24 protein-coding genes and 2 pseudogenes are annotated in these 22,051 nt (G+C 71.4%); 14 read left to right on the forward strand and 12 right to left on the reverse strand.

Annotated elements, in window-relative coordinates; genetic code table 11:
• Nucleotides 1-61 precede the first annotated feature (61 nt).
• Together FVE25_RS39540 and FVE25_RS39545 are read left to right on the forward strand one after the other, a co-directional pair.
• Entirely contained in the window at nt 62-1,003 is a 942-nt protein-coding gene (locus FVE25_RS39540) for an inorganic phosphate transporter (protein WP_246268150.1), read from the forward strand.
• A gap of 305 nt (nt 1,004-1,308) precedes the next feature.
• Nucleotides 1,309-1,941 (forward strand): DUF47 domain-containing protein, encoded by a 633-nt coding sequence (locus tag FVE25_RS39545; protein ID WP_157252629.1) that lies wholly within the window; start codon nt 1,309-1,311, stop codon nt 1,939-1,941.
• Nucleotides 1,942-1,999: 58 nt separating this feature from the next.
• Here FVE25_RS39545 and FVE25_RS39550 read toward each other — a convergent pair whose 3' ends face one another.
• Nucleotides 2,000-2,884, reverse strand: coding sequence for a TIGR03620 family F420-dependent LLM class oxidoreductase (locus FVE25_RS39550; RefSeq protein WP_157252630.1), 885 nt, complete (start codon nt 2,882-2,884; stop codon nt 2,000-2,002).
• Nucleotides 2,885-2,920: 36 nt separating this feature from the next.
• Here FVE25_RS39550 and FVE25_RS39555 point away from each other — a divergent pair, with 36 nt between their 5' ends.
• Entirely contained in the window at nt 2,921-3,283 is a 363-nt protein-coding gene (locus FVE25_RS39555; RefSeq protein ID WP_157252800.1) for an ArsR/SmtB family transcription factor, read from the forward strand.
• Here the strand turns inward: FVE25_RS39555 and FVE25_RS39560 are convergent.
• The gene (locus FVE25_RS39560; RefSeq protein WP_157252631.1) at nt 3,265-4,827 is read right to left on the reverse strand and encodes an alkaline phosphatase family protein; all 1,563 of its coding nucleotides are present in this window, start codon (nt 4,825-4,827) and stop codon (nt 3,265-3,267) included. The genes FVE25_RS39555 and FVE25_RS39560 overlap by 19 nt on opposite strands.
• Nucleotides 4,828-5,036: 209 nt before the next feature.
• Between FVE25_RS39560 and FVE25_RS39565 the strand changes: the two are divergent.
• A pseudogene (locus FVE25_RS39565) lies at nt 5,037-6,053 on the forward strand (IS701 family transposase); the annotation flags it as partial.
• On the forward strand, nt 6,050-6,205 hold the full coding sequence (locus FVE25_RS39570; protein WP_157252633.1) for a hypothetical protein: 156 nt from the start codon (nt 6,050-6,052) through the stop codon (nt 6,203-6,205). The pseudogene FVE25_RS39565 and the gene FVE25_RS39570, both read left to right, overlap by 4 nt.
• A gap of 2 nt (nt 6,206-6,207) precedes the next feature.
• On the opposite strand, the gene FVE25_RS39575 is transcribed toward FVE25_RS39570, so the two are convergent.
• A complete protein-coding gene (locus FVE25_RS39575) occupies nt 6,208-6,444 on the reverse strand; it encodes a hypothetical protein (protein ID WP_157252634.1) in 237 nt (78 codons plus the stop codon).
• A 248-nt stretch (nt 6,445-6,692) separates the two neighbouring features.
• Between FVE25_RS39575 and FVE25_RS39580 the strand changes: the two genes are divergently transcribed.
• The 3 genes and pseudogenes from FVE25_RS39580 to FVE25_RS55640 form a co-directional block, all read left to right on the forward strand.
• Entirely contained in the window at nt 6,693-7,511 is an 819-nt protein-coding gene (locus FVE25_RS39580; protein WP_157252635.1) for a helix-turn-helix domain-containing protein, read from the forward strand.
• Nucleotides 7,508-7,744: a DUF397 domain-containing protein gene (locus FVE25_RS39585; protein WP_157252636.1), complete on the forward strand. Its 237-nt coding sequence runs from the start codon at nt 7,508-7,510 to the stop codon at nt 7,742-7,744. The genes FVE25_RS39580 and FVE25_RS39585 overlap by 4 nt, the downstream gene beginning before the upstream one ends.
• A gap of 75 nt (nt 7,745-7,819) precedes the next feature.
• A pseudogene (locus FVE25_RS55640) lies at nt 7,820-8,383 on the forward strand (MBL fold metallo-hydrolase); the annotation flags it as partial.
• Between the two features lie 169 nt (nt 8,384-8,552).
• Here the strand turns inward: FVE25_RS55640 and FVE25_RS55645 are convergent.
• Together FVE25_RS55645 and FVE25_RS39595 are read right to left on the reverse strand one after the other, a co-directional pair.
• Complete coding sequence (locus FVE25_RS55645; RefSeq protein WP_246268151.1) at nt 8,553-9,344, reverse strand: hypothetical protein; 792 nt, start codon at nt 9,342-9,344, stop codon at nt 8,553-8,555.
• 5 nt (nt 9,345-9,349) lie between these two features.
• Nucleotides 9,350-9,958, reverse strand: a complete 609-nt coding sequence (locus FVE25_RS39595) for a TetR/AcrR family transcriptional regulator (RefSeq protein WP_157252638.1) — start codon at nt 9,956-9,958, stop codon at nt 9,350-9,352.
• A gap of 89 nt (nt 9,959-10,047) precedes the next feature.
• Between FVE25_RS39595 and FVE25_RS39600 the strand changes: the two genes are divergently transcribed.
• The gene (locus FVE25_RS39600) at nt 10,048-10,968 is read left to right on the forward strand and encodes a zinc-binding dehydrogenase (protein ID WP_157252639.1); all 921 of its coding nucleotides are present in this window, start codon (nt 10,048-10,050) and stop codon (nt 10,966-10,968) included.
• A 58-nt stretch (nt 10,969-11,026) separates the two neighbouring features.
• Here FVE25_RS39600 and FVE25_RS39605 read toward each other — a convergent pair whose 3' ends face one another.
• A complete protein-coding gene (locus tag FVE25_RS39605) occupies nt 11,027-12,169 on the reverse strand; it encodes a pyridoxal phosphate-dependent aminotransferase (protein WP_157252640.1) in 1,143 nt (380 codons plus the stop codon).
• 46 nt (nt 12,170-12,215) lie between these two features.
• On the opposite strand from FVE25_RS39605, the gene FVE25_RS39610 reads away from it, so the two are divergent.
• Nucleotides 12,216-12,716, forward strand: coding sequence for a GNAT family N-acetyltransferase (locus FVE25_RS39610; RefSeq protein WP_157252641.1), 501 nt, complete (start codon nt 12,216-12,218; stop codon nt 12,714-12,716).
• A 93-nt stretch (nt 12,717-12,809) separates the two neighbouring features.
• On the opposite strand, the gene FVE25_RS39615 is transcribed toward FVE25_RS39610, so the two are convergent.
• The 5 genes from FVE25_RS39615 to FVE25_RS39635 form a co-directional block, all read right to left on the reverse strand.
• The gene (locus tag FVE25_RS39615; protein ID WP_157252642.1) at nt 12,810-13,418 is read right to left on the reverse strand and encodes a PASTA domain-containing protein; all 609 of its coding nucleotides are present in this window, start codon (nt 13,416-13,418) and stop codon (nt 12,810-12,812) included.
• Between the two features lie 146 nt (nt 13,419-13,564).
• Nucleotides 13,565-14,383 carry a citrate/2-methylcitrate synthase gene (locus FVE25_RS39620; protein ID WP_157252643.1) on the reverse strand — a complete coding sequence of 273 codons (819 nt, stop codon included), beginning with the start codon at nt 14,381-14,383 and terminating at the stop codon, nt 13,565-13,567.
• Nucleotides 14,380-15,150: a CoA-transferase subunit beta gene (locus tag FVE25_RS39625; RefSeq protein ID WP_157252644.1), complete on the reverse strand. Its 771-nt coding sequence runs from the start codon at nt 15,148-15,150 to the stop codon at nt 14,380-14,382. The genes FVE25_RS39620 and FVE25_RS39625 overlap by 4 nt, the downstream gene beginning before the upstream one ends.
• Entirely contained in the window at nt 15,147-16,043 is an 897-nt protein-coding gene (locus FVE25_RS39630; protein ID WP_219825845.1) for a CoA transferase subunit A, read from the reverse strand. Before FVE25_RS39630 ends, FVE25_RS39625 begins: the two co-directional genes overlap by 4 nt.
• Nucleotides 16,028-17,485: an aldehyde dehydrogenase family protein gene (locus FVE25_RS39635; RefSeq protein ID WP_157252646.1), complete on the reverse strand. Its 1,458-nt coding sequence runs from the start codon at nt 17,483-17,485 to the stop codon at nt 16,028-16,030. Before FVE25_RS39635 ends, FVE25_RS39630 begins: the two co-directional genes overlap by 16 nt.
• Before the next feature lie 313 nt (nt 17,486-17,798).
• Between FVE25_RS39635 and FVE25_RS39640 the strand changes: the two genes are divergently transcribed.
• The 4 genes from FVE25_RS39640 to FVE25_RS39655 are packed head-to-tail and all read left to right on the forward strand — an operon-like array spanning nt 17,799 to nt 21,551.
• Entirely contained in the window at nt 17,799-18,854 is a 1,056-nt protein-coding gene (locus tag FVE25_RS39640) for an extracellular solute-binding protein (RefSeq protein WP_157252647.1), read from the forward strand.
• On the forward strand, nt 18,851-19,717 hold the full coding sequence (locus FVE25_RS39645) for an ABC transporter permease subunit (protein WP_157252648.1): 867 nt from the start codon (nt 18,851-18,853) through the stop codon (nt 19,715-19,717). Before FVE25_RS39640 ends, FVE25_RS39645 begins: the two co-directional genes overlap by 4 nt.
• On the forward strand, nt 19,714-20,523 hold the full coding sequence (locus tag FVE25_RS39650) for an ABC transporter permease (protein ID WP_157252649.1): 810 nt from the start codon (nt 19,714-19,716) through the stop codon (nt 20,521-20,523). Before FVE25_RS39645 ends, FVE25_RS39650 begins: the two co-directional genes overlap by 4 nt.
• A complete protein-coding gene (locus tag FVE25_RS39655; RefSeq protein ID WP_157252650.1) occupies nt 20,520-21,551 on the forward strand; it encodes an ABC transporter ATP-binding protein in 1,032 nt (343 codons plus the stop codon). Before FVE25_RS39650 ends, FVE25_RS39655 begins: the two co-directional genes overlap by 4 nt.
• Nucleotides 21,552-21,580: 29 nt before the next feature.
• Here FVE25_RS39655 and FVE25_RS39660 read toward each other — a convergent pair whose 3' ends face one another.
• Nucleotides 21,581-22,033, reverse strand: coding sequence for a hypothetical protein (locus FVE25_RS39660; protein ID WP_157252651.1), 453 nt, complete (start codon nt 22,031-22,033; stop codon nt 21,581-21,583).
• Nucleotides 22,034-22,051 lie beyond the last annotated feature (18 nt).

A 22,051-nucleotide genomic window follows, 5' to 3' on the forward strand; every position in this document is an offset into this window, starting at 1 on the left:
ATGAGGCTCATAAGCGATTCGCGCTTGCCCGCCGAAACGCGCCAGGAATGAGATGGAGCGCATGCCACTGGACGTCGTCATCCTCGGGCTGGTCGCGGGCCTGTTCGCGATCGTCTCCGGCCTGAACGACGGCGGCGCGCTGCTGGCCACCGGCCTGAAACTCCCCACGGTACGGCCGGCCGTCGGCATCCTGACCCTGGTCGCGATGCTGGCCCTGATCCCCCTGCTGACCCATCAGGTGGCCCTCACCTTCGTCACCCGCCTGGCCACCTTCAACGCCCCAGGCGGCCGGAACGCGACGACCGTCGCCGTCATCTGCTCGCTCGCCGTCGTCCTCGCGCTGAGCGCACGCGGCCTGCCCACCAGCCTCACCCTGGCCGTCGTCGGCGGCCTGACCGGCGCCGGCCTCGGCTGGGGCCTGCCGGTCTCGGCCGGATCGGTCCTGCTGGTCCTGCTCTTCGGCATCCTGGCACCCGTGGCCGGAGGCGTGGCCGCCTGGCTGGTCACCCCGCTCCTCCAGCGACTGGCCCAGACCGGCGGGCTGCCCCGCTGGCATCGGGCCGGCTTCCTCGTCCAGTGCGTGGCCTACGCGGCCAACGACGGCCAGAAGGCGCTCGCCGTCTTCATCATCGCCCTCGGCACCGCCCCCGGCCCGGGCACGACCACGCTGACCGCCGTCCTGTTCGGCCTGGGCGCCATGTACGGCCTGCCCAAAGCCGGCCGCCTCCTGTCTCGCGAGATCATCGTCTCCCGCCCGCTGCACGGCGTGGCCGCCGAGTTCGCCGCCGGGGGCGCGGTCCTGGCCAGCGCGGCGGCCGGGATGCCGGTGAGCATGACCCAGGCGGTGGCCGGGGCGTTGATCGGCGCCGGCGTCACCCAGGGCGGCGGCCGGGTCCGCTGGTACGCGGCCGTCAAGATCGCGACAGCCTGGCTCCTCACCCTCCCGGCCAGCGCCCTCCTGGCCGCCCTGACCGCCTGGATCGTCAAGGCGGCCGTCTCGTGACCCTCCTTGCACGCGGCCACCGGAGGCGGCGGGTGTGGCCGGGCGCAGCGGGCGGAGAGGGTTGCCCGGGGCGGCGGGCGTCGCCCCGGGCGCGCGGATATAAGGCGTTGCCAGGTAAGACGCTGGAGGCGGTTGGCAGGCGAGGCGGGTGGAGGGGCTTGCCGGAAAGGGGGCGGGTTGAGGCGGTTGCCGGGTGGAGCGGGTTGCCGGACAGAGGTCGGGTTGAGGCGGTTGCCGGGTGGAGCGGGTGGAGGGGGTTGCCGGGTGGGGTGGGCGGAAGATGGGAGCGAGGAGGGTGGACGGTGATGAAGCGGCTGCGGCGGATCCGTGACCTGATGACCGGGCGCATGGACAGCGCCCTGACCGACGCGCTGCTCGGCCAGCTCGAAGCCACCAAGGAAGGCGCCTGGCTGGCCATGGCGATGATCGGGGGCGAGGTGGGCAGGACGGGTGCGCACGAGCAGATGCGCTCGATCGAGCACCTGGGTGACGACGAGCGGCGGCGGCTGGTCGAAGAGTTGCGGACCGCGCTGGTGACGCCGATCGACCGGGAGGATCTGTTCCGGTTGTCCCGTTCGATCGACGACGTGCTCGACTCCCTGCGCGACTTCGTCCGGGAGTCGCACCTCTACCGGGTGCCGGACCAGATCCGCTTCTCTCCCATGCTGGACCAGGTCATCGTCGGCATCGACGCGCTCGAGGACGCCGTGCGTGACCTCGCCGCCCAGCCCTCCGCCGTGGCCCACGACGCCCTGGAGGCCAAGAAGGCCGGCGGGGCGATCAGGCGGATGTACCAGTACGAGATCTCCCGGATCTTCTCCGGCGAGGTGACCGCGGTGGCGCTCAAGGAACGGGAGCTGGTGCGGCGCCTGGAAATCGTCGGCATGGCCATCGGAGACGCGGCCGACGCCATCGCCGACGGCTCCATGAAACGCTGACCACCCATCGCCCCTGCAGCACACGGCCCGGCCGTACCCCCCAACCCGTAGGCCCGCCTCACAACCCCAAGGCCGGGGCCAGGCGTTTGAGCTGGGTCAGGGCGTCGGCCAGGTCGGGGGCGTCCGGGGACAGGGGCTGGAGGGCCACGTGGTCGGCGCCGGCGTCCCAGTGGGCGCGGATGCGGGTCACCACCGCCTCCTCCGTGCCCCAGGCCACGATCGCGTCCACCAGGCGGTCGCTGCCGTCGCCGGCCAGGTCGTCGTCGGTGTAGCCCAGGTCCTTCAGGTTGTTGACGTAGTTGGGCAGGCGCAGGTAGTGGTGCATGTGGGCGCGGGCGATCGCGCGGGCCTTGGCCGGGTCGGGCTCGATGACCACGGCCTGCTCAGGGACCAGCAGGCGGTCGGGGCCGAGGATGGCGCGGGCGCCGGCCGTGTGCTCCGGGGGGACGAAGTAGGAGTGGGCGCCCCCTGCCCGGTCGCGGGAGAGCTCCAGCATCTTGGGGCGCAGGGCGGCCAGGAGCCGGGGCGCCGGGTGGCTCGGGGCGGGTACGTCGGTCACCGTCTGGTCCATCTGGTCCAGGTAGGCGCGCATGGCGGAGACGGGCTTGGCGTAGGTGTGGCCGCGGTTTTCCACCAGGACGCCGTGGCTGACGCCCAGACCCAGGATGAAGCGGCCCTCGAACGCCTCGCCCAGGGTGGCGGCGCCGGCGGCCATGGCCGTGGCGTCTCTGGCCCAGATGCTGGCGATGCCGGTGCCGATCGCGATGTGCCGGGTCGCGGCCAGCAGGATGGCGGCGGCGGCCAGCGGCTCGCGGGAGCCGGGGCCCTCGTTGACCCAGAGGGTGCCGTAGCCGAGCGATTGCAGCGTCACCGCGGCCTGGCGGGAGAGCTCGGCCGGGCCGCGGCCCAGGTGCGGGTGCCAGACGCCGATGCGTCCGTCCATGGCGGCGCTCCTTCCGGGGTAGAGTGTTCGACTGTGATGGAACAGTACACCAGTGTTCGATCGCCGTCGAACAGAACGAGGAATCTCACCCACGTCTCGCCGGTCGAGGTGTCCCTGCAGGCTGCCCTGGAGGCGCTGGCCGACCCCATCCGCCGCCGCATCGTGCGCGAGCTGGCCGCGGTGCCCGACTGGACCCGGCCGTGCGGCACCTTCAGCCATCTGCCGGTCGCCAAGTCCACGCTCAGCCACCACTTCTCGGTGCTGCGCAACGTCGGCCTGCTCGAACAACGCGACGAGGGCGCCCGCCGGCTCAACCGGCTGCGGCGCCCCGAGTTCGACGAGAGGTTCCCAGGACTGCTCGGCCTGGTCGTGGAGGAGGATTACGAGACCGAGACCTGATCGATCGCCCAATACCAGTTGTTGGCCGCGTCGAAGTAGCGGAACTTCACCCGCATCGACGACGCCCCGGCCGGCACGCCCACGACCAGGCTCTCCACCTTGGCCACGGTCTCGGCCGTGTAGTTCTTGACCAGCACGTCCGCTCCGCCGTCGAAGGAGACCAGCACCTGCGCCTTCTGCGACCCCTCCGGCCGGTAGTGGGTGGCGTAGCCGAGGCGGACCGAGCTGCGGCCCGCGACGGGGTAGGCCGGGGTGGTCAGCGTCGAGTCGTAGGTCCCGGAGCCGTGCGACTTGTCGTCCCATTCGTCGGAGTCGGCCACCGCGAACGCGCCCCGGCTGCGCACGTTGAGCTCGCGCCACTGGTCCCGCTGCGCCCGCGACCAGAACTCGTCGGTGGTCAGCGACCATCCGCGCCACTCCTGCACGCCGCCGCTCGGCATCCGGGAGGTGTCCAGCGCCCACCCGGCCGGCATGGTGTGGCTGAAGCCGAGGACGCCCGCCGGGATGCCGGTCTCGTCGGCCCGCCCCGTCAGGGCGGCGCCGTCGAACGGGTCGCCGCTGCGCACGTCGACGCGCCGGCCGTCCAGCCCCGCGGGTACGGCCAGGCCCAGCGCGGTGAACGCGGCGGCCGCCACGTCCACGAGCCGGGTGTCCTGGGGCCGGGCGCCCGCGGCGATGCCGGGGCCCGCGGCCAGCACGAACGTGCGGCGTTCCTCGATGCCCGAGCCGCCGTGCCCGCCCGCGTCGGTGTGGCCGTGGTCGGTGGTGACGACGATCGTCCAGCGTTCGCCGGGATAGGAGGGCCGCGCCCTGATGGCGGCCAGGAGTCGGCCGAGGTAGCCGTCCTGGGTGGCGATCGCGCGCAGGTAGGCCGCGCTGGCGGCGCCGCTGTTGTGGGCGACGATGTCGGTGTTGCCGAAGTAGACGAAGGCGGCGTCGGGGTTCTGCTCGCGCAGGACGGTCTCGGCCGCGGTGGCGATGCGCGCGTCCTCGGCCGGGTAACCGTTGGCGTCGCCGTCCAGGATCACGCGGGAGTCGATCCCGGGACCGAAGGTGCCCTGGTCGGCCAGGGGCTTCCAGTCGAGGGCGGCGAAGGTGGAGTAGCGGCTGTCGAGGTTCTCGAGCCGGGTGAGGAAGTCGGGGTAGAGGTCGTAGCGCTTGCCGGCGAAGGAGTTGTCCTTCACCCCGTGTAAGTCGGGCCACACGCCGGTGGCGATCGTGGACCAGCCGGGACCGCTGGAGGTGGCGGCCATCGGATTGGTGTAGAGCAGGCTGGGGCCGAAGGTGCCGGTGGCGATGAGGTTGTCGAGGTTCGGCGCGTCGGCGGGGGCGATGCGGTCGTGCCGCAGGCCGTCCATCCCGACGACCAGCACCTTGTCGGTGCTGACGCCTTCGGGTACGGCGGGCACGGCGAGCACGCCGAGGGGGGCGTCGGAGGTGTTGAACACCTTGTTCTCGGTGGAGCCGGGGTCGGCCAGGGCGGCGGGCGCCGGGATCACGACGGCGGCGGCCACCGCGGCGGTCAGCGTTCTCCATCGGGGCATGGACGTGTCTCCTCGCTCGGGGGCTCATCGAGGATCTCCGCCCGAGGCGGCGACGTGAAGCACGTCTTTTCCGATGATCGCCATCAAGGATTCGGGGGGCCCAATGAGCGCCGGCGATCGTCCGCGCCCGGGTGATCTGCCGCGGGTCGGGACGGCAGAGTGTTCGGCGCGGCCGTCAATCCGGCGGGTGAAGCCGAGACCATCACCTCGGGTGCATGCAGCCGGATCGGATGCAGCGACTGCTGGGCAGCGCCCACGGGGACGCCCGCGGAGTACGTGATGACCTGCGCACCTATGTGGTGGAGGGTCTCGGGCACCGCGATGGTGTGCTGATCGTGGATGAGACTGGGTTCCTCAAGAAGGGCACCAAGTCGGCCGGCGTGCAGCGGCAGTACTCCGGCACCGCGGGCCGCACGGAGAACTGCCGGCTCGGGATGTTCCTCGCCTATGCCTGCCCGTTGGGCCGGGCGCTGATCGACGCCGAGCTGTACCTGCCCAAGTCGTGGATCGAGGACCGGGCCCGCTGCCGCGAGGCGGGCGTCCCCGACGAGGTCGAGTTCGCCACCAAACCGGTCCTGGCCCGGCAGATGCCGGCCCGTACCCTGGACGCGGGGCTCCCGGCGTCCTGGGCTACGGCGGACGAGGCGTACGGGATGGATTCGAAGTTCCGCACGTTCCTGGAACAGCGCCGCGTCAACTACGTGGTGGCTGTCCCCAAGAACCAGTTCGTCGCGTGCGGTGTCCGGGCAGACCTGCGCGCCGACACCCAGGTCGCTGCCGCCCCGGCCGAGGCGTGGAAGCGCCTGTCGTGCGGGGACGGCGCGAAGGGACACCGGTTGTATGACTGGGCGCCGGCCACGGTGCACTTCGAAGTCGAGCCCGGCTATCGGCGGTGGTTGCCGGCCCGCCGATCCCTGACGGCCAACGCCAAGGGCGAGCTGGAGATCGCCTACTACCTGTGTCACGGCCCGATCGGCACCACGATGGACGAGCTCATTCGAGTGGCTGGAGCCCGCTGGGCGATCGAGGAATGCTTCCAGGCCGCGAAGAACGAAGTCGGCCTGGACCAGTACCAGGTCCGACGGTTCGACGCCTGGCATCGGCATGTCACCCTGGCGATGCTCGCCCATGCCTTCCTCGCCGTCACCGCGGCTCACGCCCCAAAAGCCCACACGGTCTGGTCCGCCTCACCCCAGCAGAGATCCGTCGTCTCCTGGGAGCTGTGACCCGACCGTTCAGCCCCGCCCTCAGCCCCGCCCTCAGCCCCGCCCTCAGCTTCGCCCTCGCCTGGTCCGCCCACCGCCGTGAACACCAGACCCGCGCCCGCAGCAGCCACTACTGGCGACGCTGGCTTAAGAATCACAAAATCAAGCTGTAGTATTAGGGCTGGCTCGCCCTCGACGAGTTTCCCGGTTCCGCCGAGCCCCCGGAGCCGGCCGCGGTGATCAGGTCGTTGACGTAGGCGACGGTCTCGTCGACCTCCACGAGGACGGCGAGCGTGTCACCGCAGCGCACGACGTATCCGCCTTCGACGCTGACGGTGACGGGCCCGGCGACGAGCACGGGCCCGGCGGTCTCCGGTGGGTGGTAGCGATTCTGCGCGAGCGTGAGTCTCAACCGCCGGACGAGGAGTGCCCGGACCCCCGATGCCGCGAGCCCGTCCTGGACCCAGCCCAGTTGCTTGAGCTGTTCATCCTCCGACCGTTCTGTATGGACAGCGCACATAGGTACCTCTTGTCCTTTGTGTTGAATGGTTCTTGATACCAGAGTGCACTCACGTGACTACCCTAGGTACAAGGAAGAACGAGACTGTATGGCTCCCGTCACGGTTTGTAGAACCGTGTAGAACCCCCTTGGAGCGCCCGATGCCGTCTGCCCGCGAGCTCGACCCGGGTTCGAGCCCACTTGCCTTTTTTGGCGCGGAACTTCGCGAACATCGCGTTCGTGTGGGTCTATCCCAAGAACAGCTCGCGGAACGGCTGAATTACTCGTTGTCGCTGGTGTGCGCGATCGAACTGGCCAAGCGCACACCCTCGCGCGATTTCGCCGAGCGCGCCGACCAGGTGCTCGACACCAGGGGTGAGCTCGTCCGGCTCTGGCCGCTGGTACGGCAGGCGGCCTACCCGGCCTGGTTCCGCCCGTGGCTGGAGATCGAGCAGGGCGCGCGCACTCTGCAGACCTGGCAGCCGCTGCTGGTGCCGGGCCTGCTGCAGACCGAGGAGTACGCCAGGCAGGTGCTCCTCCGCGAACCGGCGGCCACCGCAGAACAGGCCGAGGAGGCGGCCGCGGCCCGCATGACCAGGAAGGCGATACTCCACCGGCCCGATCCGCCGATGTACTGGGCGGTGCTGGACGAGTGGGTGCTGCACCGGCCGGTGGGCTCCCCGGAGACCATGCGCGGCCAGGTCCGGGCCCTGCTGGAGAGCGCCGACCTGCCCAATGTGAGTGTCCAGGTGGTGCCCAAGGAGTCGCCGGCGATCGCCGGGCTCACGGGCGCGTTCGTCATCGCGAAAATCCCCGGCGAGCCCGATCTCGTCTACGTGGAATCGGCCGGGGAGGGGTACGTATCCGACCGGCCCCCCGATGTCGAATCGATCGTACGGAGGTATGACGTCATCCGGTCACTCGCCCTTCCCGTTCACACGAGCCTACATTTGCTCTCGAAGGTAGAGGAGGAGATATGAGCGATCTCCAGTGGCGCAAGTCCCGCCGAAGCGGTAGTAACGGCGGGGATTGCGTTGAAGTGGCCGTCCTCGCCGCAACCGGGGACACCGCCACGCACAAAGCCGACCAGGACCGGCTCTTCGTCCTGCGCGATTCGAAGGATCCCGACGGCCCCAGGCTGTTCTTCACAGAAACTGAGTGGGAAGCGTTCCGGCTCGGTATGAAGGACGGCGAATTCGACGATCTGTCGTAGAAATTCCAGCCAATTCACGATTTATCCACGTGTGGGCACCCTTGTGCCCGCACGTGGGATCATGGCCGGATGCGTATGACGGTCTTGGGGGGATGCGGCGCCTGGCCCGCCGCGGGTGAGGCGTGCAGCGGCTACCTCATCGAACACGATGGATTCCGGGTGCTCGTCGATCCCGGCTACGCCACGATGCCCCGGCTCCTGGATCTCGTCCCCGCCGAGCGGATCGACGCCGTGCTGGTCAGCCACGGCCATCCCGATCACTGCGCCGACCTCAACCCCCTGCTGCGCGCCCGCGCCCTGGGCGACCGCCCGCCGGCCGCGCTGCCGGTGTTCGCCCCGGCGGGCGCGCTCGACGCGGTGCTGGCGCTGGACAAGGCGAGCATGCTGGCCGGCAGCTTCCAGCTGAAGGAGACGGCCGACACCGAGCTCGGCCCGTTCACCCTGCGCGTCTTCCGCCTGCCCCACCACGTGCCCAACGCGGGCCTGCGCCTGAGCGCGGACGGCGTCACGATCGCCTACACCGGCGACACCGGCCCCAGCCCGGAACTGGCCGACCTGGCCCGCGAGGCCGACGTCTACCTGGCCGAGGCCACCTATCCCGAGGTGGTCCCGGACGAGGACGCGCCCTACCTGTCGAGCGCGCGCCAGGCGGGGGCGACCGCCGCCGAAGCCGGAGCCGGCCACCTGATCCTGACCCACCTGTGGCCCGGCCACACCGACGAGCCCGCCCTGAACGCCGCCGGCGAGGGCTTCGGCGGCAAGATCTCCGTGGCCCGCGGCGGGTTGGTCCTCGACCTCTGGGAGGCTTCTAGGAGGGGTCGCGGTCGCCGAGTTCGGCGAGGGTGGCGGCCATCAGGCCGCGCAGCAGCGCACCGCCGGCCTTCTCGTGCTCGGCCTCCACGGCCAGCCCCTCCGCCACCCTGGCCTGGTAGATCTCCCGCTCCCTCTCGTCGAGGTACGGCTGGGCCGTCAGGGCCGCCACCACCGTTACCCGCATCCCGGGTCCGGGCAGCACGGCGACGGCATGCGTGCGCAGGCAGGTCTCGTCGGCCGCGCCGTACCAGCCGCACTTGACCGGCGCGTCCTGCGCGCCCAGCACGTCGCGGGCGCCGAAGGTCTGCCCGGCGGCGACCTCGCGCATCCAGCCCAGGACGACGGCGGCGACGGGCTCGCCCGCGAGGGCCGCCTGGGCGAGCGCGGCGTAGGCGGCGGCCACCTCGTCGGCGGCGACCTCGACGGAGCCGAAGCGGGACAGGTCGGTGTTGGGCAGCGCCCAGCGCACGCCGGTCTGGCGGGCGATCGTGTCGAGCAGGACCCGGGGGCCGACCGACAACCAGAGGTTGAGCGTGTCGGCATTGGAGGAGACGACCACGGCGGGCTCGGCGTGGCGTCGCCAGCGTTCGGTGTCGTCGATGTGGGCGGCGGCCGCCCAGGCGTAGAGGGGTTTGAGCAGGGAGGCGCAGCGGAGCCGGTCGAGGCCGGCCTTAGCGGCGATCGAGCGCGCGGGCGGGCCGCCGTAGCCGCGGGCGAGTCCCGCGGCCTGGGCGCTGGCGCCGGGGCCGAGGGTGCGGAAGAGGCCGTCGAAACTGGTAGCCGACACGTGCCTTACGGTAGCCGTTCACCCCACCGGGATTCATACCATTCACGATCCGGAGGCGGTCCGGGCAGCGGCGTGACCCCGGGGCCGCGCAGTCCGTCGAGGACGACGGTCAGCAGGCGCTCGCGCAGGTGCGTGTCACCGGCGACGGGCCGGGCGAAGCGCTCGATGAGCAGGGCTATGTCCAGGTCGGTGATGTCGGCGCGCAGCGCGCCCGCCTCCTGGGCGCGGCCGATCAGGGCGCCGATGACCGTCCCGGCCCGGTCGGAGACCTGCCACATCTCCTCGGTGACCTCGATCGTGCCGGCGACGGGTGCGAGCGAGCCGCTGCCGAACCCGACGCAGGCCCGGATGTAACCGGCCAGTCCGAGCCAGGGATCGGGCTCGCGCAGCCCCTCCTCGGCGGCCTCGGCGGCGCGTTCCATGGAGATCACGGCCAGGCGCTGGAGCAGCTCTTCCTTGGTCCGGTAGCGCCGGTAGAGGCTGCCCATGCCCACGCCGGCCCGTTTGGCGATGGCCGAGACTGGCGCGTCGAAGCCCTGGGTGGTGAAGACCTCCTGGGCTGCTTCGAGAAGTTTGAGGTCGTTGCGCCGGGCTTCAGCCTGCCTGCCTCTCATGGCTCACCAGGATAGCGGCTTGCGGAGCGCTCCGCTCCGATATAGATTCCTCATTCGGAGCATCGCGCTCCGATAAGGGGGGGTGTGCGATGAAGGCGATCGTCCTGAGTGCGTACGGCGGGCCGGAGCGCCTGGTCGAGCAGGAGGTGCCCGACCCGGTGCCGGGACCCGGCGAGGTGCTGGTCGAGGTGGCGGCCGCCGGGGTCACGTTCGTGGAGACGCAGGTGCGGGCCGGCCGCGGGCCACGGCGCGTCGAACTGCCCGCGATCCTGGGCAACGGCGTGGCCGGGGTGGCGCGCACCGGCGACCTGGCCGGGCGCCGCGTGGTGACGACGCTGGGCGGGCTGGGCGGGTACGCCGAGTTCGCGGTCGCGCCGGCCGAGCAGCTCATCCCGGTTCCGGACGCGCTGCCGGACGCGGAGGCGGTGGCGCTGCTGGCCGACGGCAGGACCGCGATGGGGTTGTCCGGCGCCGCCGCGCCGCGGGCCGGGGAGTGGGTGCTGGTCGAGGCGGCCGGCGGCGGGGTGGGCAGCCTCCTGGTGCAGCTGGCCGTCGCGGCCGGGGCCCGGGTGATCGCGGCCGCGAGCAGCCCGGGCAAGCGGGCCCTGGCCGAGGAGCTGGGCGCGGAGCTGACCGTGGACTACACCGATCCGGGCTGGCCGGAGCGAGTGCGCGCCGCCGTACCCGATGGACTGGACGTCGTCTTCGACGGCGTGGGCGGCGAGATCGGGGCCGCGGCGCAGGCGCTGCTGCGCGACGGCGGGCGGTTCAGCGCCCACGGCATGGCCGGCGGCCCCATGACCACGCCCGGCCCGCGGGTCACCGCCGTTCCCTTCCCCTCGACAGACCTGCGCGCGCTGGCCGGGCGGGCGCTGGAGGAGGCGGCGGCCGGTCGGCTGCGGCCGGTCATCGGGCAGCGGCTGCCTCTCGATCGGGCGGCCGAGGCGCACGCGGCCATGGAGGCCCGCACGGTCACCGGCAAAACCGTCCTGCTGCCCCGCCGCGGCTGAGCCGCCCAAGGCCGTGGCCGTGGCCGAAGCCGGCCGGGTCGGCTGCGGCCGAGGCCGGTCAGAGGGCCGCGTCGAACCGGTCGCGTAGCTCGGCCAGGCGCTTGACCGGCTCGTTGCTGAACACCAGGCGGACGTAGCGATGGGCCACCTCTCCGCCCCACGCGGTCATCGGGGTGGCGGCGATGCGCCCACGGGTCAGGAGGCGTTCGGACAGTTCCCTGGCCGGGATGCCGAGTTTCCCGGCGTCCACCAGGCACGACCAGCCGCCCGCCGCCCTGACCAGCGGCAGCCCCTGGAGCTGCCGGGCCACGGTCTCGTGCCGGGCCTGGTACTCGGCGACCGCCTCCGCCACCCCGCTGGGCTCGGCGAGCGCGACGGCCGCGCCGAGCTGGGAGAAGCCGCTGGAGACGGTGGTGTTGTAGGTGACGGCCACCATGATGCGGGCCATGATGTCGGCCGGGCCGGCCACCCAGCCGATCCGCCAGCCGATCATCCGGTACTCCTTCGACACCGAGCCGATGATGACGGTGCGTTCCGCCAGGTTGGCGACCCGGCACGGGTTGACGCGCGGGTGGCCGTCGAAGACGATGCGCTCCATGGCGGCGTCGTAGATCAGGTAGGCGTCCAGGCGCTCGCACGCCTCGGCGACGGCCGCCCAGTCCTCCTCGGCGAAGACGACGCCCGACGGCATCGACGGGCTCATCAGCAGGAAGGCGGCGGCCTCCCGGATCCCGGCCAGCGCCTCGCGGTCCAGGCGCCACAGGCCGCCGTCCACGTGGAGCGGCACCAGGTGCGGTCGCGCGGAGGCCAGCCGTACGCGCTGGAGGAGGCCGGCGTAGGTGGGGTCGGTGAGGACCACCTGCTGGCCGGGCTCGGTGACGGCCTGAAGGACGGGCATGACGGCGGCGGTGCCGCCGGAGGTGACGCAGATCTGGCGGCCGGGGTTGTAGCCGGTCCCGGTGCGCTCGCGCAGGTCGGCGGCGATGGCCTCGCGCAGGACGGGCAGGCCGGTGAAGGGCAGCCAGCTGTTGCCCTGCCCGTCGGCCAGCGCCTGCCGGGTCGCGGCCACGGCGTTGGGCGGCGGCGGCACGTCGGTGTCGAGGTTCTCCATGCGCAGCACGTCGGGGTCGGACCCGGCGGCCGCGGCCACCCGATCGATGTCGAAGGAGAGGATGTCCGCGAACCGGGTGTTGTTCCGCATACGGAACACGCTGCCTCCGCTCCGGCCGCCTGTCAATACTGGGATCATGGAAACAGAACGGCTGATCTTGCGCCCGCTGGCCGGATCCGACTTCGAGGACTATGCCGCGATGCTCACCGACCCCGTGGTGGCCGAGGGCCTCGTCGAGAGCGCCGGCACCACCCCCTCGGACGCGTGGCGCAGCCTGGCGACCTTCATCGGCCACCGCGAGATCCGCGGATACTCACACTGGGCGCTGGTGGAGAAGAGCACCGGCAGCTTCGTCGGCCGTGCCGGGCCCTGGCAGCCACACGGTTTCCCCGGCCTGGGGGTCGGCTGGTGCCTGGCCCGCCCGCACTGGGGCAAGGGCTATGCCACCGAGGCGGCCGCCGCCGCGCTCGCCTACTGTTTCGCCGAACTAGGGGCCGAGGAGGTCGTCTCGCTGATCCTGCCCGGCAACACCCGCTCGATCGCGGTCGCCGAGCGCATCGGCCACCGCCACCTGCGCGACGTGGACTATCGCGGCAAGCTGGTCCACCTCTACGGCTCCAGCAGGAGCCCCGTGTAGTACTCGTCCGCCCGCGCGCCGGTTGTGGCACCTCACCGTGAGCTCCAGCCGCCGCAGCCCCTGTGCTCGCCCGCCTGATCACCGCATCGGCGTTCATCTGCACCACCATCGCACTCCGCAGGGCCGGCCGCCCCAGTTCTCCCCCACGATCAGCTTGACCGGCTGGCCGATCTCCAGCGGTGCGCCGGGGTCCGGCGACTGGAACAGCACCCGGTCGGTGCCGGGGGCCATGCCGGAACCCGGCTGCGTGCTCACGTCCACCAGGCCCATGACCGGCGCGAACGTGACCGCTGCCCAGGCGCCGCTCCTGCCGACGACCCGCGGCATCCTCGGGTGGGCGGCGTAGAACCGGGACTCGGCGGTGGTCAGGAAGCCGACCTCGACCGGCGAGCCCCAGGGGAGCTTGGTGCCCGCGGCCGGCCGTACCGAGAAGATGCGGCAGACCTCGTCGAGCTTGCAGACCGACAGCGGCGAGATGCCCTTCGGGACCAGCTTGAGGCCCAGCCGGTGCACCTCCCGCTGGGCGGCGGCGACCTGGCGGCCCATCAGGGCGGGCACGGTGATGGCGGGGCGGTACGACACGGCGGCGGACTCGGCCGTGCGGCCGGCCGGGGCGTCGGTGTGCGCGCATCCGCCGGCCGAGCCGTACGCCAACGCCAGCATCACCGAGATCACCGCGGACGCGGGAACCTTGATCGCCATGCGTGTGCCTCCAGGGCTGAGCACGAAGCCCCCCGACCCCGAAAGCGATCACGTTATCGCCAATCGGGAGGACCAGAATGCCCTTTGTCCGCAAACGGACACCACTGGTCACGGGAATCCCGCCCGTCCCGAAGGTATGCGTCCGGTCAGGAGAGCGTGCGGTCGGCCGGTCCGTCGTAGTGGTCCGGTCCCTGCATGGAAAGGTCGAGCGGCTGCACCATGGGCGAGTTCGACGAGGCGCGCCAGCCCTTCTCCCTGGCCGTCTCCTCGATCGAGTGCGCGCACAGCGACAGCGACCGGCAGACGATGAACAACGCCTTGAGCTGCAGCGGCTCGTAGCCCATGTCGAGGCCGATGCAGCCCATCGCGCCGGGGCCGTTGATCCAGATCCGGCGGCCGAAAACCGCCTCGGTGGCGTCCTCCATCGCGCGGGCGATCGTGACGTGCCGGCCGGTGATGCCGAGCTTGTCCGACAGTTCCATCAGCCGGACGGTGCGCGGGTCGCGGATGTGCTGGGCGTGGTGGAAGCCGGGCATGCGCTCCTTGACCGCGCGCATCTCGGCGACGACCCGGCGGGCGGCCTCGGCGTCGGCCAGCCCTTCCTCGTCCGCGCGGCGAGCCACCGACAGGAACAGCTCGGCCGGGCGGTCGGCGGTGCCGTGCAGGCGGCCGATGCCGGCCACGCCCGCGGCGACCGCGGCGTTGAGCTCGGCGCCGCCGCTGGTGGCGAAGCGGACCGTGGCCGAGGACGGGGACATCGCGTGCTCGGCCATGTTCACCATGATCGCGTCGGTCATCCTGCCGACCTCGGGCGTGGGCAGTTCACCCTTCAGCACGAGGTGGAAGTGCTCGGCGAAGGAGATCGTGCCGGTCAGCTCGTTGACGTCGTAGCCGCGCACGACGATGCGGTCCTTGTTCTTCCAGGCGATCGCCGTCTCCCAGGCGAAAGGCTTCTTGTCGGTCAAAGGGGTTTCCTCTCCGGGAAGTACACACACGCCGGGTCGATCTCCTCGCGAAGGAGCCGGATCTCTTCGGGGTCCGGTGGGACGACGGTGTCCAGCGGGTCATGGAATTTCGGGGTGAAGCCGGTGTTGTCCAGTACGGCCTGCGTCGTCGCCCCCGGCATCAGGGCGGTGACGGTCAGGGCGGAGTCCTCGGCCTCCATCACGCACAGATCGGTGACGACCTTGACCCGCAAGGGGCCGAGCCCGGCCTTGGCCCGCTCCCCGGGGCCGCCGAGGAAGCCGGGGCTGGTGACGTAGTCGCAGCGGGCGGGGAAGCGCCGCTTCTCGTGGTCGGTCAGGATGACGACCTGACGGCAGTGGCTGGCGATGTCGTTGGCCCCGCCGCTGCCCGGCAGCCGTACCCGCGAGCCGTCCGGCCGGGGCACCCACGTCGAGTTGATGTTGGCGAACTCGTCGACCTGGGCCCCGCCGAGGAAGCCGGTGTGGACCAGCCCCCGCTGCACCAGCCCGCCCAGGGCCTCGAACAACGAGCCGTGCCGGGCCGCGCTGCGCATCAGCCGCGGGTCGACGACCGAGACCGGGGTCGGCACGACCTTGGGGAAGACCACCCCCGACTCGATGACCAGCTTGGCCTCGGGCGCGTGGGTGCGCTGGGCCAAGGTGGCGGCCAGCAGCGGCAGCCCGGTGCCCACGATGACCAGGTCGCCGTCACGGATCTGCCGAGCCCCCTCGATCACGAGCAACTCGCGTGGCAGAGCCTCGCTCACACCAGCCTCCGCATCTGCTCCACGAGGCCGTCGCGCAGCGCGCCGGACGGGTCGCGGTGCTCGAGGTAGTCGTCGAATCCGGCGCCGAGGCTGGCCGCGATCCAGGAGCGCACCTCCTCGTCCCCGGTACGGCCCAGCGCCTGGTAGTCCTTGATCTCCGGCTCGGCGAAGTCGTAGGCGCGGTAGACCGAGGTGGGGAAGGCGCCGAAGGGCTGCTCGACCACGGCGGTGACGTACGCCTCGGGGATCGTCACCTGCTCGGGCCGATCGGCGAAGGCGCCGGCGGGCAGCACCTGCTCGGCCGAGACGACGGTGAACCGGGCAGCCCTCACCATGTCCACCTCATGCGAGGTAACCCCCTCAATCACGATATTTCCCGAAACATCAGCCCGATTCGCGTGAATCAACGCCACATCCGGCGTCATCGCCTTCAGCAACACCACCGGCCCGCCCCCGAACGGATCGGCCGACTCCACCGCCACCCCGTCCCTCACCAGATCGGCGAGCAGCGAGGTACCCAGCAAACTGCGCGTCGGCAGGTACGGCAGGCCCAGCGCCCCCGCCGCGAACCGGGTCGCCATGGCCAGGTGCGAGTGGTCCCCCACGGAGACCTCGCCCCGCTCCACGGCCCGCCGCCAGGCGAACAGGGTCCCGTAACGTTCCAGGTTGCCCGTGCCCTGCTCGGTCCTGGTCACCAGCCCGGCGGCCACCAGCATGTCCAGGGGCAGCGACAGGTTGCAGCCGACCACGGTGAGCCCGCCGATCTCCTGCCGGATCACCTCGTGGACCAGCGCCATGGGGCAGCGGTTGATGTTCTGGCCGCCCATGCCGACGACGGCGCCGGGCCGTACGAAGCGGGAGACGGCCTCGGCGGCGGTCAGTAACTTACGCACGCCGACCGCCACTCGGTGTAGAAGTCCCAGACCTGCGGCGAGCACTCGGGCGGGCCGAACTGCGAGAGTTTGGTGCCCATGTGCGGCAGGTGCGCGTAGGCGCCCACGCCCGGCCGGTTGACGTGCAGCATGCCGGCCTCGAAGCGGTCGAGCGCCTCGAAGATGTGCGCCGGGTTCTGCGTGAAGATCGTGCCGCTCATGCCGTACTTGACGGAGTTGGAGATGCGCATGGCCTCGTCGAAGCCGTCGCAGTCGATCACCGACAGCACGGGGCCGAAGATCTCCTCCTGGGCGATCTCGCTGTCCCAGGGGACGTCGCGCAGGACGGTCGGCTGGACGTAGTAGCCCTCGGGCACGCCGTCGGTGTGGCGGGCGCCGCCGATGGCGACCTTGGCGCCGCTCTCCTGGGCGGCGGCGATCGCGTCCAGGCAGGCGGTCATGCGGGTCTCGTTGACGACCGGCCCGATCGTGGCGTCCTCGGCCAGGCCGTACCCCACCTTGAGGGCGGCGACCTCGGCGAGCAGCTTGTCCAGGAAGGGCTCCTTGACGACCTTGTCCACCACGACCCGGGAGGTGGCGCTGCAGCGCTGCCCGGACTGGCCGAACGCGCCGAAGGCGGCGGCCTTGGCCGCCTTGCCGAGGTCGGCGTCGGCCAGCACCAGGACGGCGTTCTTGCCGCCGAGCTCGAGCTGCGTGCGCAGCAGGCGGGGCGCGCCCGCGGTGTGGATGGCCCGGCCCACGGGCAGCGAGCCGGTGAAGCTGATGCCGGCCACGCCGGGATGTGCGACCAGCGCCTGACCCGCGGCGATGTCGCCCTGCACGAGATTGAGCACCCCGGCCGGAACCCCGGCGTCCGCGAACGCCTCCACCAGCAGCGCGGCGGTGAGCGGCGTGAGCGGCGAGGGCTTCAGCACCGCGCCGCACCCGGCCAGCAGCGCGGGCGCCACCTTCCACATCGGGATGGCCAGCGGGAAGTTCCACGGCGTGACCAGCCCGACGACGCCGATGGGCGCGCGGAAGGTGTAGGCGAACGTCCGCGGCTCCTCGGCCGGCAGTGTCTCCCCCTTGAGCCGGCGCCCCTCCCCCGCGGTGAAGTCCAGGATGGCGAGGGAGCGGCTGACCTCGCCGCGCGCCTCCTTGAGCAGTTTGCCCTGCTCGCGGGTGATCGCCTGGGCGAAGTCCTCGGCACGCTCCTCGATGAGGCGCTCGGCGGCCCGCAGGTGCTCGGCCCGCTTGACGGGCCCGAGCGCCTTCCACGCCGGCAGGGCCGCGGCGGCCGCCTCGACGGCCAGCTCGACGTCGGCGCCGCCGGACTCGGCGAAGTCCCCGATGTGGTCGGAGAGGTCGCCCGGGTTGATGTTGGGCCGGGTCTGCCCGCTCTCGGGGGCACGCCATTCGCCGCCGATGTGATTGAGCAGGTAGCGACTCGGGATCGTCGCCATGGGGTTCCTTTCCTCTCAACGTCCAGTACGGCAAAGCCTCACTGACAGGGATGTTCCGGACAAGAGGGATAACTCTGATGCCCCCGATAGACAGCGGCTATATCCCCCCGCCTATGGCCGCCATAGACAAATCAACATTGGCCAGGCCGTACCCGTGGACTAGACATGCCGAATGCGGCCCCCTTTCGAGGGCGCCCCGGGAGTTCACCCCGAATTCACCTTCCCGCAGCCTCCCCGATATCCGACATAAGCCAGCATTCGGTGCGAAATCCCCTAGAAGGGTAGATAAGTGATGAAAATTCGTATCGGGCTTATGGCTGCCTCCCTGTTCGCGCTCACGGCATGCGGCGCCTCCGGCGCGGGCACCTACGACTGGGCCGCCGCACCGGACCCCGGCAAGATCGCCGAACAGGGCAAGGACCTGCCCACGTACGGCCTGGCCCCCGACTGGGCCAACTACGGCGAGGTCGTCAAGACGTTCTGTGCCAAGCACAACGGCACCTGTGCCCACAAGGACACGGACATGTCCTCCTCGGAGGAGATCGTCCGCTTCGACGCCGAGAAGGAGAACCCCATCGCCACGGCCAGCGACATCGGCCTGATGTGGGGGCCGGTCGCCGAGGCCAAGGGCGTGGTCCCCGCCTACCTGCCGCCGAGCGCGAGCAAGCTCAAGGACTGGCAGAAGGGCAAGGGCGGCTGGGTGGCCACCTTCGTCGGCGCGCCCGCCTTCGTGGTCAACACCGACAAGGTGAAGAACCCGCCCAAGACCTGGGCCGACCTGCTCAAGCCCGAGTACAAGGGCATGATCGCCACCAAGAACCCGGCCTCCTCCGGCACCGGCCAGGCCATGGTCGTGGCCGCGGCGGTGGCCAACGGCGGCTCCGTGGACGACCTGGCCCCCGCCTACGCCTACTTCAAGAAGCTCAAGGACGCCGGCAACCTCAGCGACGTCAAGATGAGCGAGGAGACCCTGGAGAAGGGCGAGGCCCCGATCCAGGTCAACTACGACTTCAACGGCCTGGCGCAGAAGGCCGCGCTGAAGGAGAAGAACGTCAACGTCGAGGTGATCATCCCCGGCGACGGCTCCGTCTGGTCGCCCTCCGGCCTGATGATCAACAAGTACAACGCCGGGAAGGGCGACTTCCTCAAGGGCTTCCTCGAGTACGTGCTCTCCGACGAGGCCCAGCTCCTGTTCGCCAAGTTCGGCGCCCGCCCCATCCGCGCCCTGAACGGCGACCTCCAGGTCCCGGCCGAGGCGAAGGCCAACTGGCTGCCCGACGGCGCCTACGCCCCGGTGAAGGAGATCGAGATCACGAAGATCAATGTGGAGACCATCGTCGCCGACTGGGAGGCGAAGGTACTCGCGTGACCTTCCACATCGAGGGGGCGGCGCGCAGGCTCCTCACCCGGTGGGGACCGGCGCTGCCGCTGCTGGCCTTCACCTTCGCCACGCTCGTGCTGCCCGCCCTGCGGCTGGTCCACGACACCTTCGCGCTGCCCGACGGCACCTACGGCCTCGGCCACATCACCAAGGTGATCGCCAACCCCGTGGACCGCCAGGCCGTCGCCGGCTCGCTCGCGCTCGGCTTCGTCCAGGCCACGCTGGCCACCGCCATCGGCGCCCCGGCCGCCTGGCTCATCACCCGCATGCGGCTCGGCGGCCGCGCCTTCTGGCTCTCGCTCATGAACGTGGCCGCCAACTTCGCCGGCATCGGCCTGGCCTTCGGCTTCGTCGCGCTCATCGGCTCCACCGGCATGCTCACCCTCGTCCTGCGGGCGCTGCTCGGCGTCGAGGACAACCCGTTCCCCTCCACCGGCTCCTTCAGCGGCATGAACATCGTCTACCTGTACTTCAACGTGCCGATGTTCGTCCTGCTCACCCTGCCGGCGCTGAGCGTGCTCAAGGAGGACTGGCAGGAGGCCGCCGCCGTCTGCAAGGCCACCCGGTGGCAGTTCTGGCGGCACGTCGGCATCCCGGTGCTCGCGCCGTTCGTCGTGGCCGGCTGGCTGCTCGTCTTCACCTGGACGATCGGGGTGTACGCCGTCGCCTACGCGGTGGCCGCCTCACCCGGCTCCCAGAAGCTCATCACCCTGCAGATCGGCACCACGCTGGAAACCTCCGTCTTCGGCCTCGGCCGCGCCGCCGTCCTGTCGGTGCTGCTCATGATCCTGGCCGTGGGCGCCACCGTGCTCTACCGGCAGTGCCTCAAACGCGCCGCGAGGTGGTTGTGACCAGGCGCGTCCTCCTCGGCCTGCTGGCCTGCTACTTCGGCCTGCCGCTGCTGGCCGCGCTGCTCTACTCCGTCGCCACCCGGTGGACCCACACCGCGCTGCCCGACGGCTACACCCTCGCCCACTGGGCCGGGGTCTTCGCCCAGCCGGACGTGGCCGCCGCGCTCGGCCGCTCGCTCCTGCTGTCGGCCGTGGTCGTGGTCATCGAGATCGTGCTGGTCGTGCCCGCCGCCTACTGGTCGGTGGTGCACAACCCGCGCATCGGCTCGGTGATCCAGACGATCGCCGTCATCCCGTTCGCGATCCCCTGGGTGGTCGTCGGCGCGGGCATCCAGCTCGTCACCAAGTCGGTCGCGCCCCAGCTGTTCGGCACGTTCTGGCTGCTGGCCGCCTCGACCGCGGCGATCGCCTTCCCGTTCATGTACCGGGCCGTGGAAAGCTCGTTGCTGGCGGCGGGAGCCGTACGGCTCAGCGAGGCCGCGGCGACGTGCGGGGCGAGCCCGCTGCAGACGCTGGTCAAGGTCATCGTCCCGGCCATCAGGGGCGGGGTCGTGGCCGGGGCGCTGCTGGTCATCGCGACCGCCATGAACGAGTTCGCGCTGGCCAAGATCCTCGTCGGCGTGGGCTACGAGACGCTGCCGCTGTGGTCGGCCCGCCAGTTCGTCTCGCGCACGCTGGGCGACCCGAACGCGCTCGCCGTCGTCACCATCTTCACCTTCGGCCTGTTGTTCGCGCTGTCCGCGCTGGTCGTCTGGCTCGGCCGCGGCCGGGTCAGCGCGAGCATGGGAGGGAACACCATCACATGAGCCACGTCGTCCTCGACCGCATCACCAAACGCTACGGCGGGCACCACGCGCTCAACGGCGTCACCGTCACCGTCGAGCAGGGCGAGATGCTGGCCCTGCTCGGCCCGTCCGGCTGCGGCAAGACCACACTCCTGCGCTGCATCGCCGGGCTGACCGCCTTCGACAGCGGCAGGCTGACCATCGGCGGCGCCGACATGTCCGGCGTTCCCGTGCGGAAGCGGCCCATCGGGATGGTCTTCCAGTCCTACGCGCTCTTCCCCAACCTCACCGTGCGCGGCAACGTCGCCTTCCCGCTGACCGTGCGCAAGAAGCCGAAGGCCGAGATCGAGGCGCGCACGGACGAGATGCTCGCGCTCGTCGGCCTCGACCATCTCGGCGACCGGCTGCCGAACCAGCTCTCCGGCGGCCAGCAGCAGCGGGTCGCGCTCGCCCGCGCCCTCTCCCCCGGCCCCGAGGTGCTGCTCCTGGACGAACCGCTGTCCGCGCTCGACGCCCAGGTCCGCACCCGGCTGCGCGACGAGGTCCGCCGCATCCAGCACCAGGTCGGCATCACCACCGTCTTCGTCACCCACGACCAGGCCGAGGCCCTCGCCATCTCCGACCGGGTCGCGGTCATGAACGCCGGCGACATCGAGCAGTGCGCCCCGCCCGCCGAGATCTACACCGCGCCCTCGACCCGCTTCACCGCCGGGTTCGTCGGCAACCGCAACACGCTGGAGCTGACGGCGGCGGACGGCCGGGTGCGCGCGGGCGGCGCCTTCGACGTGGCCGCACCGGCGGAGCGCGTCCTGGTGATGTTCCGCCCCGAGGACGTCTGCCTCACCCGCGACGGCTCCGGCGCGCGGGGCACGGTCGACGTCACCGTCTTCCTCGGCGCCACCACCCGCGTGTACGTCCAGGTGGGCATCGACGGCATGCCCGTCACGCTCTTCGCCGACCTGCCCTCACGGGCCGCGGCCGAGCTCACGCCGGGAGACGAGGTGCGGGTGCGCGTCGCCGGCGACCACGTACGGGTCTTCCCCGCCTGAGCCCGCCCGCCTCTGGGTACGGCACGGCGTCATGCCTCGCCCGTGGTCACCAGCCAGGCCACCCGCAGCGGCAGCACCGCGGCGGCGGCCAGCACCAGGACCGCCCGTGCCCACAGGGCCACCGCCCGCTCCGTCGCGACGGCGGCCACCAGCGCCGCCGTCGTGAACGCCACCAGCGACCGCACGACGTCGGGCACCCCGTCCGGCCACACCGGGACGAACCGCTGCCCGATCTCGGCCATCACGACCAGCCCGCCCGCCGTCCACGCCACCGGCCCCGCCCGCGTCACCCCGGCCAGCCGCAGCAGCACCCCGGCCCCGGCCAGCAGCACCACCGAGATCGCCACCTGTGCCCCCAGCATCGGATACAGGCACTCCCAGCCGTCACACGAGATCGCCCTGTAGGCCAGCCCGACGCTGGCCCACCAGACGACCCCCAAGGCCGCGTACACCCCCACGACCCGTCCCCAGCGTCCGAACATCGCTCCATCATGGCAAAA

This window comes from Nonomuraea typhae (genome assembly GCF_009760925.1).
Taxonomy (GTDB): Bacteria; Actinomycetota; Actinomycetes; order Streptosporangiales; family Streptosporangiaceae; genus Nonomuraea; species Nonomuraea typhae.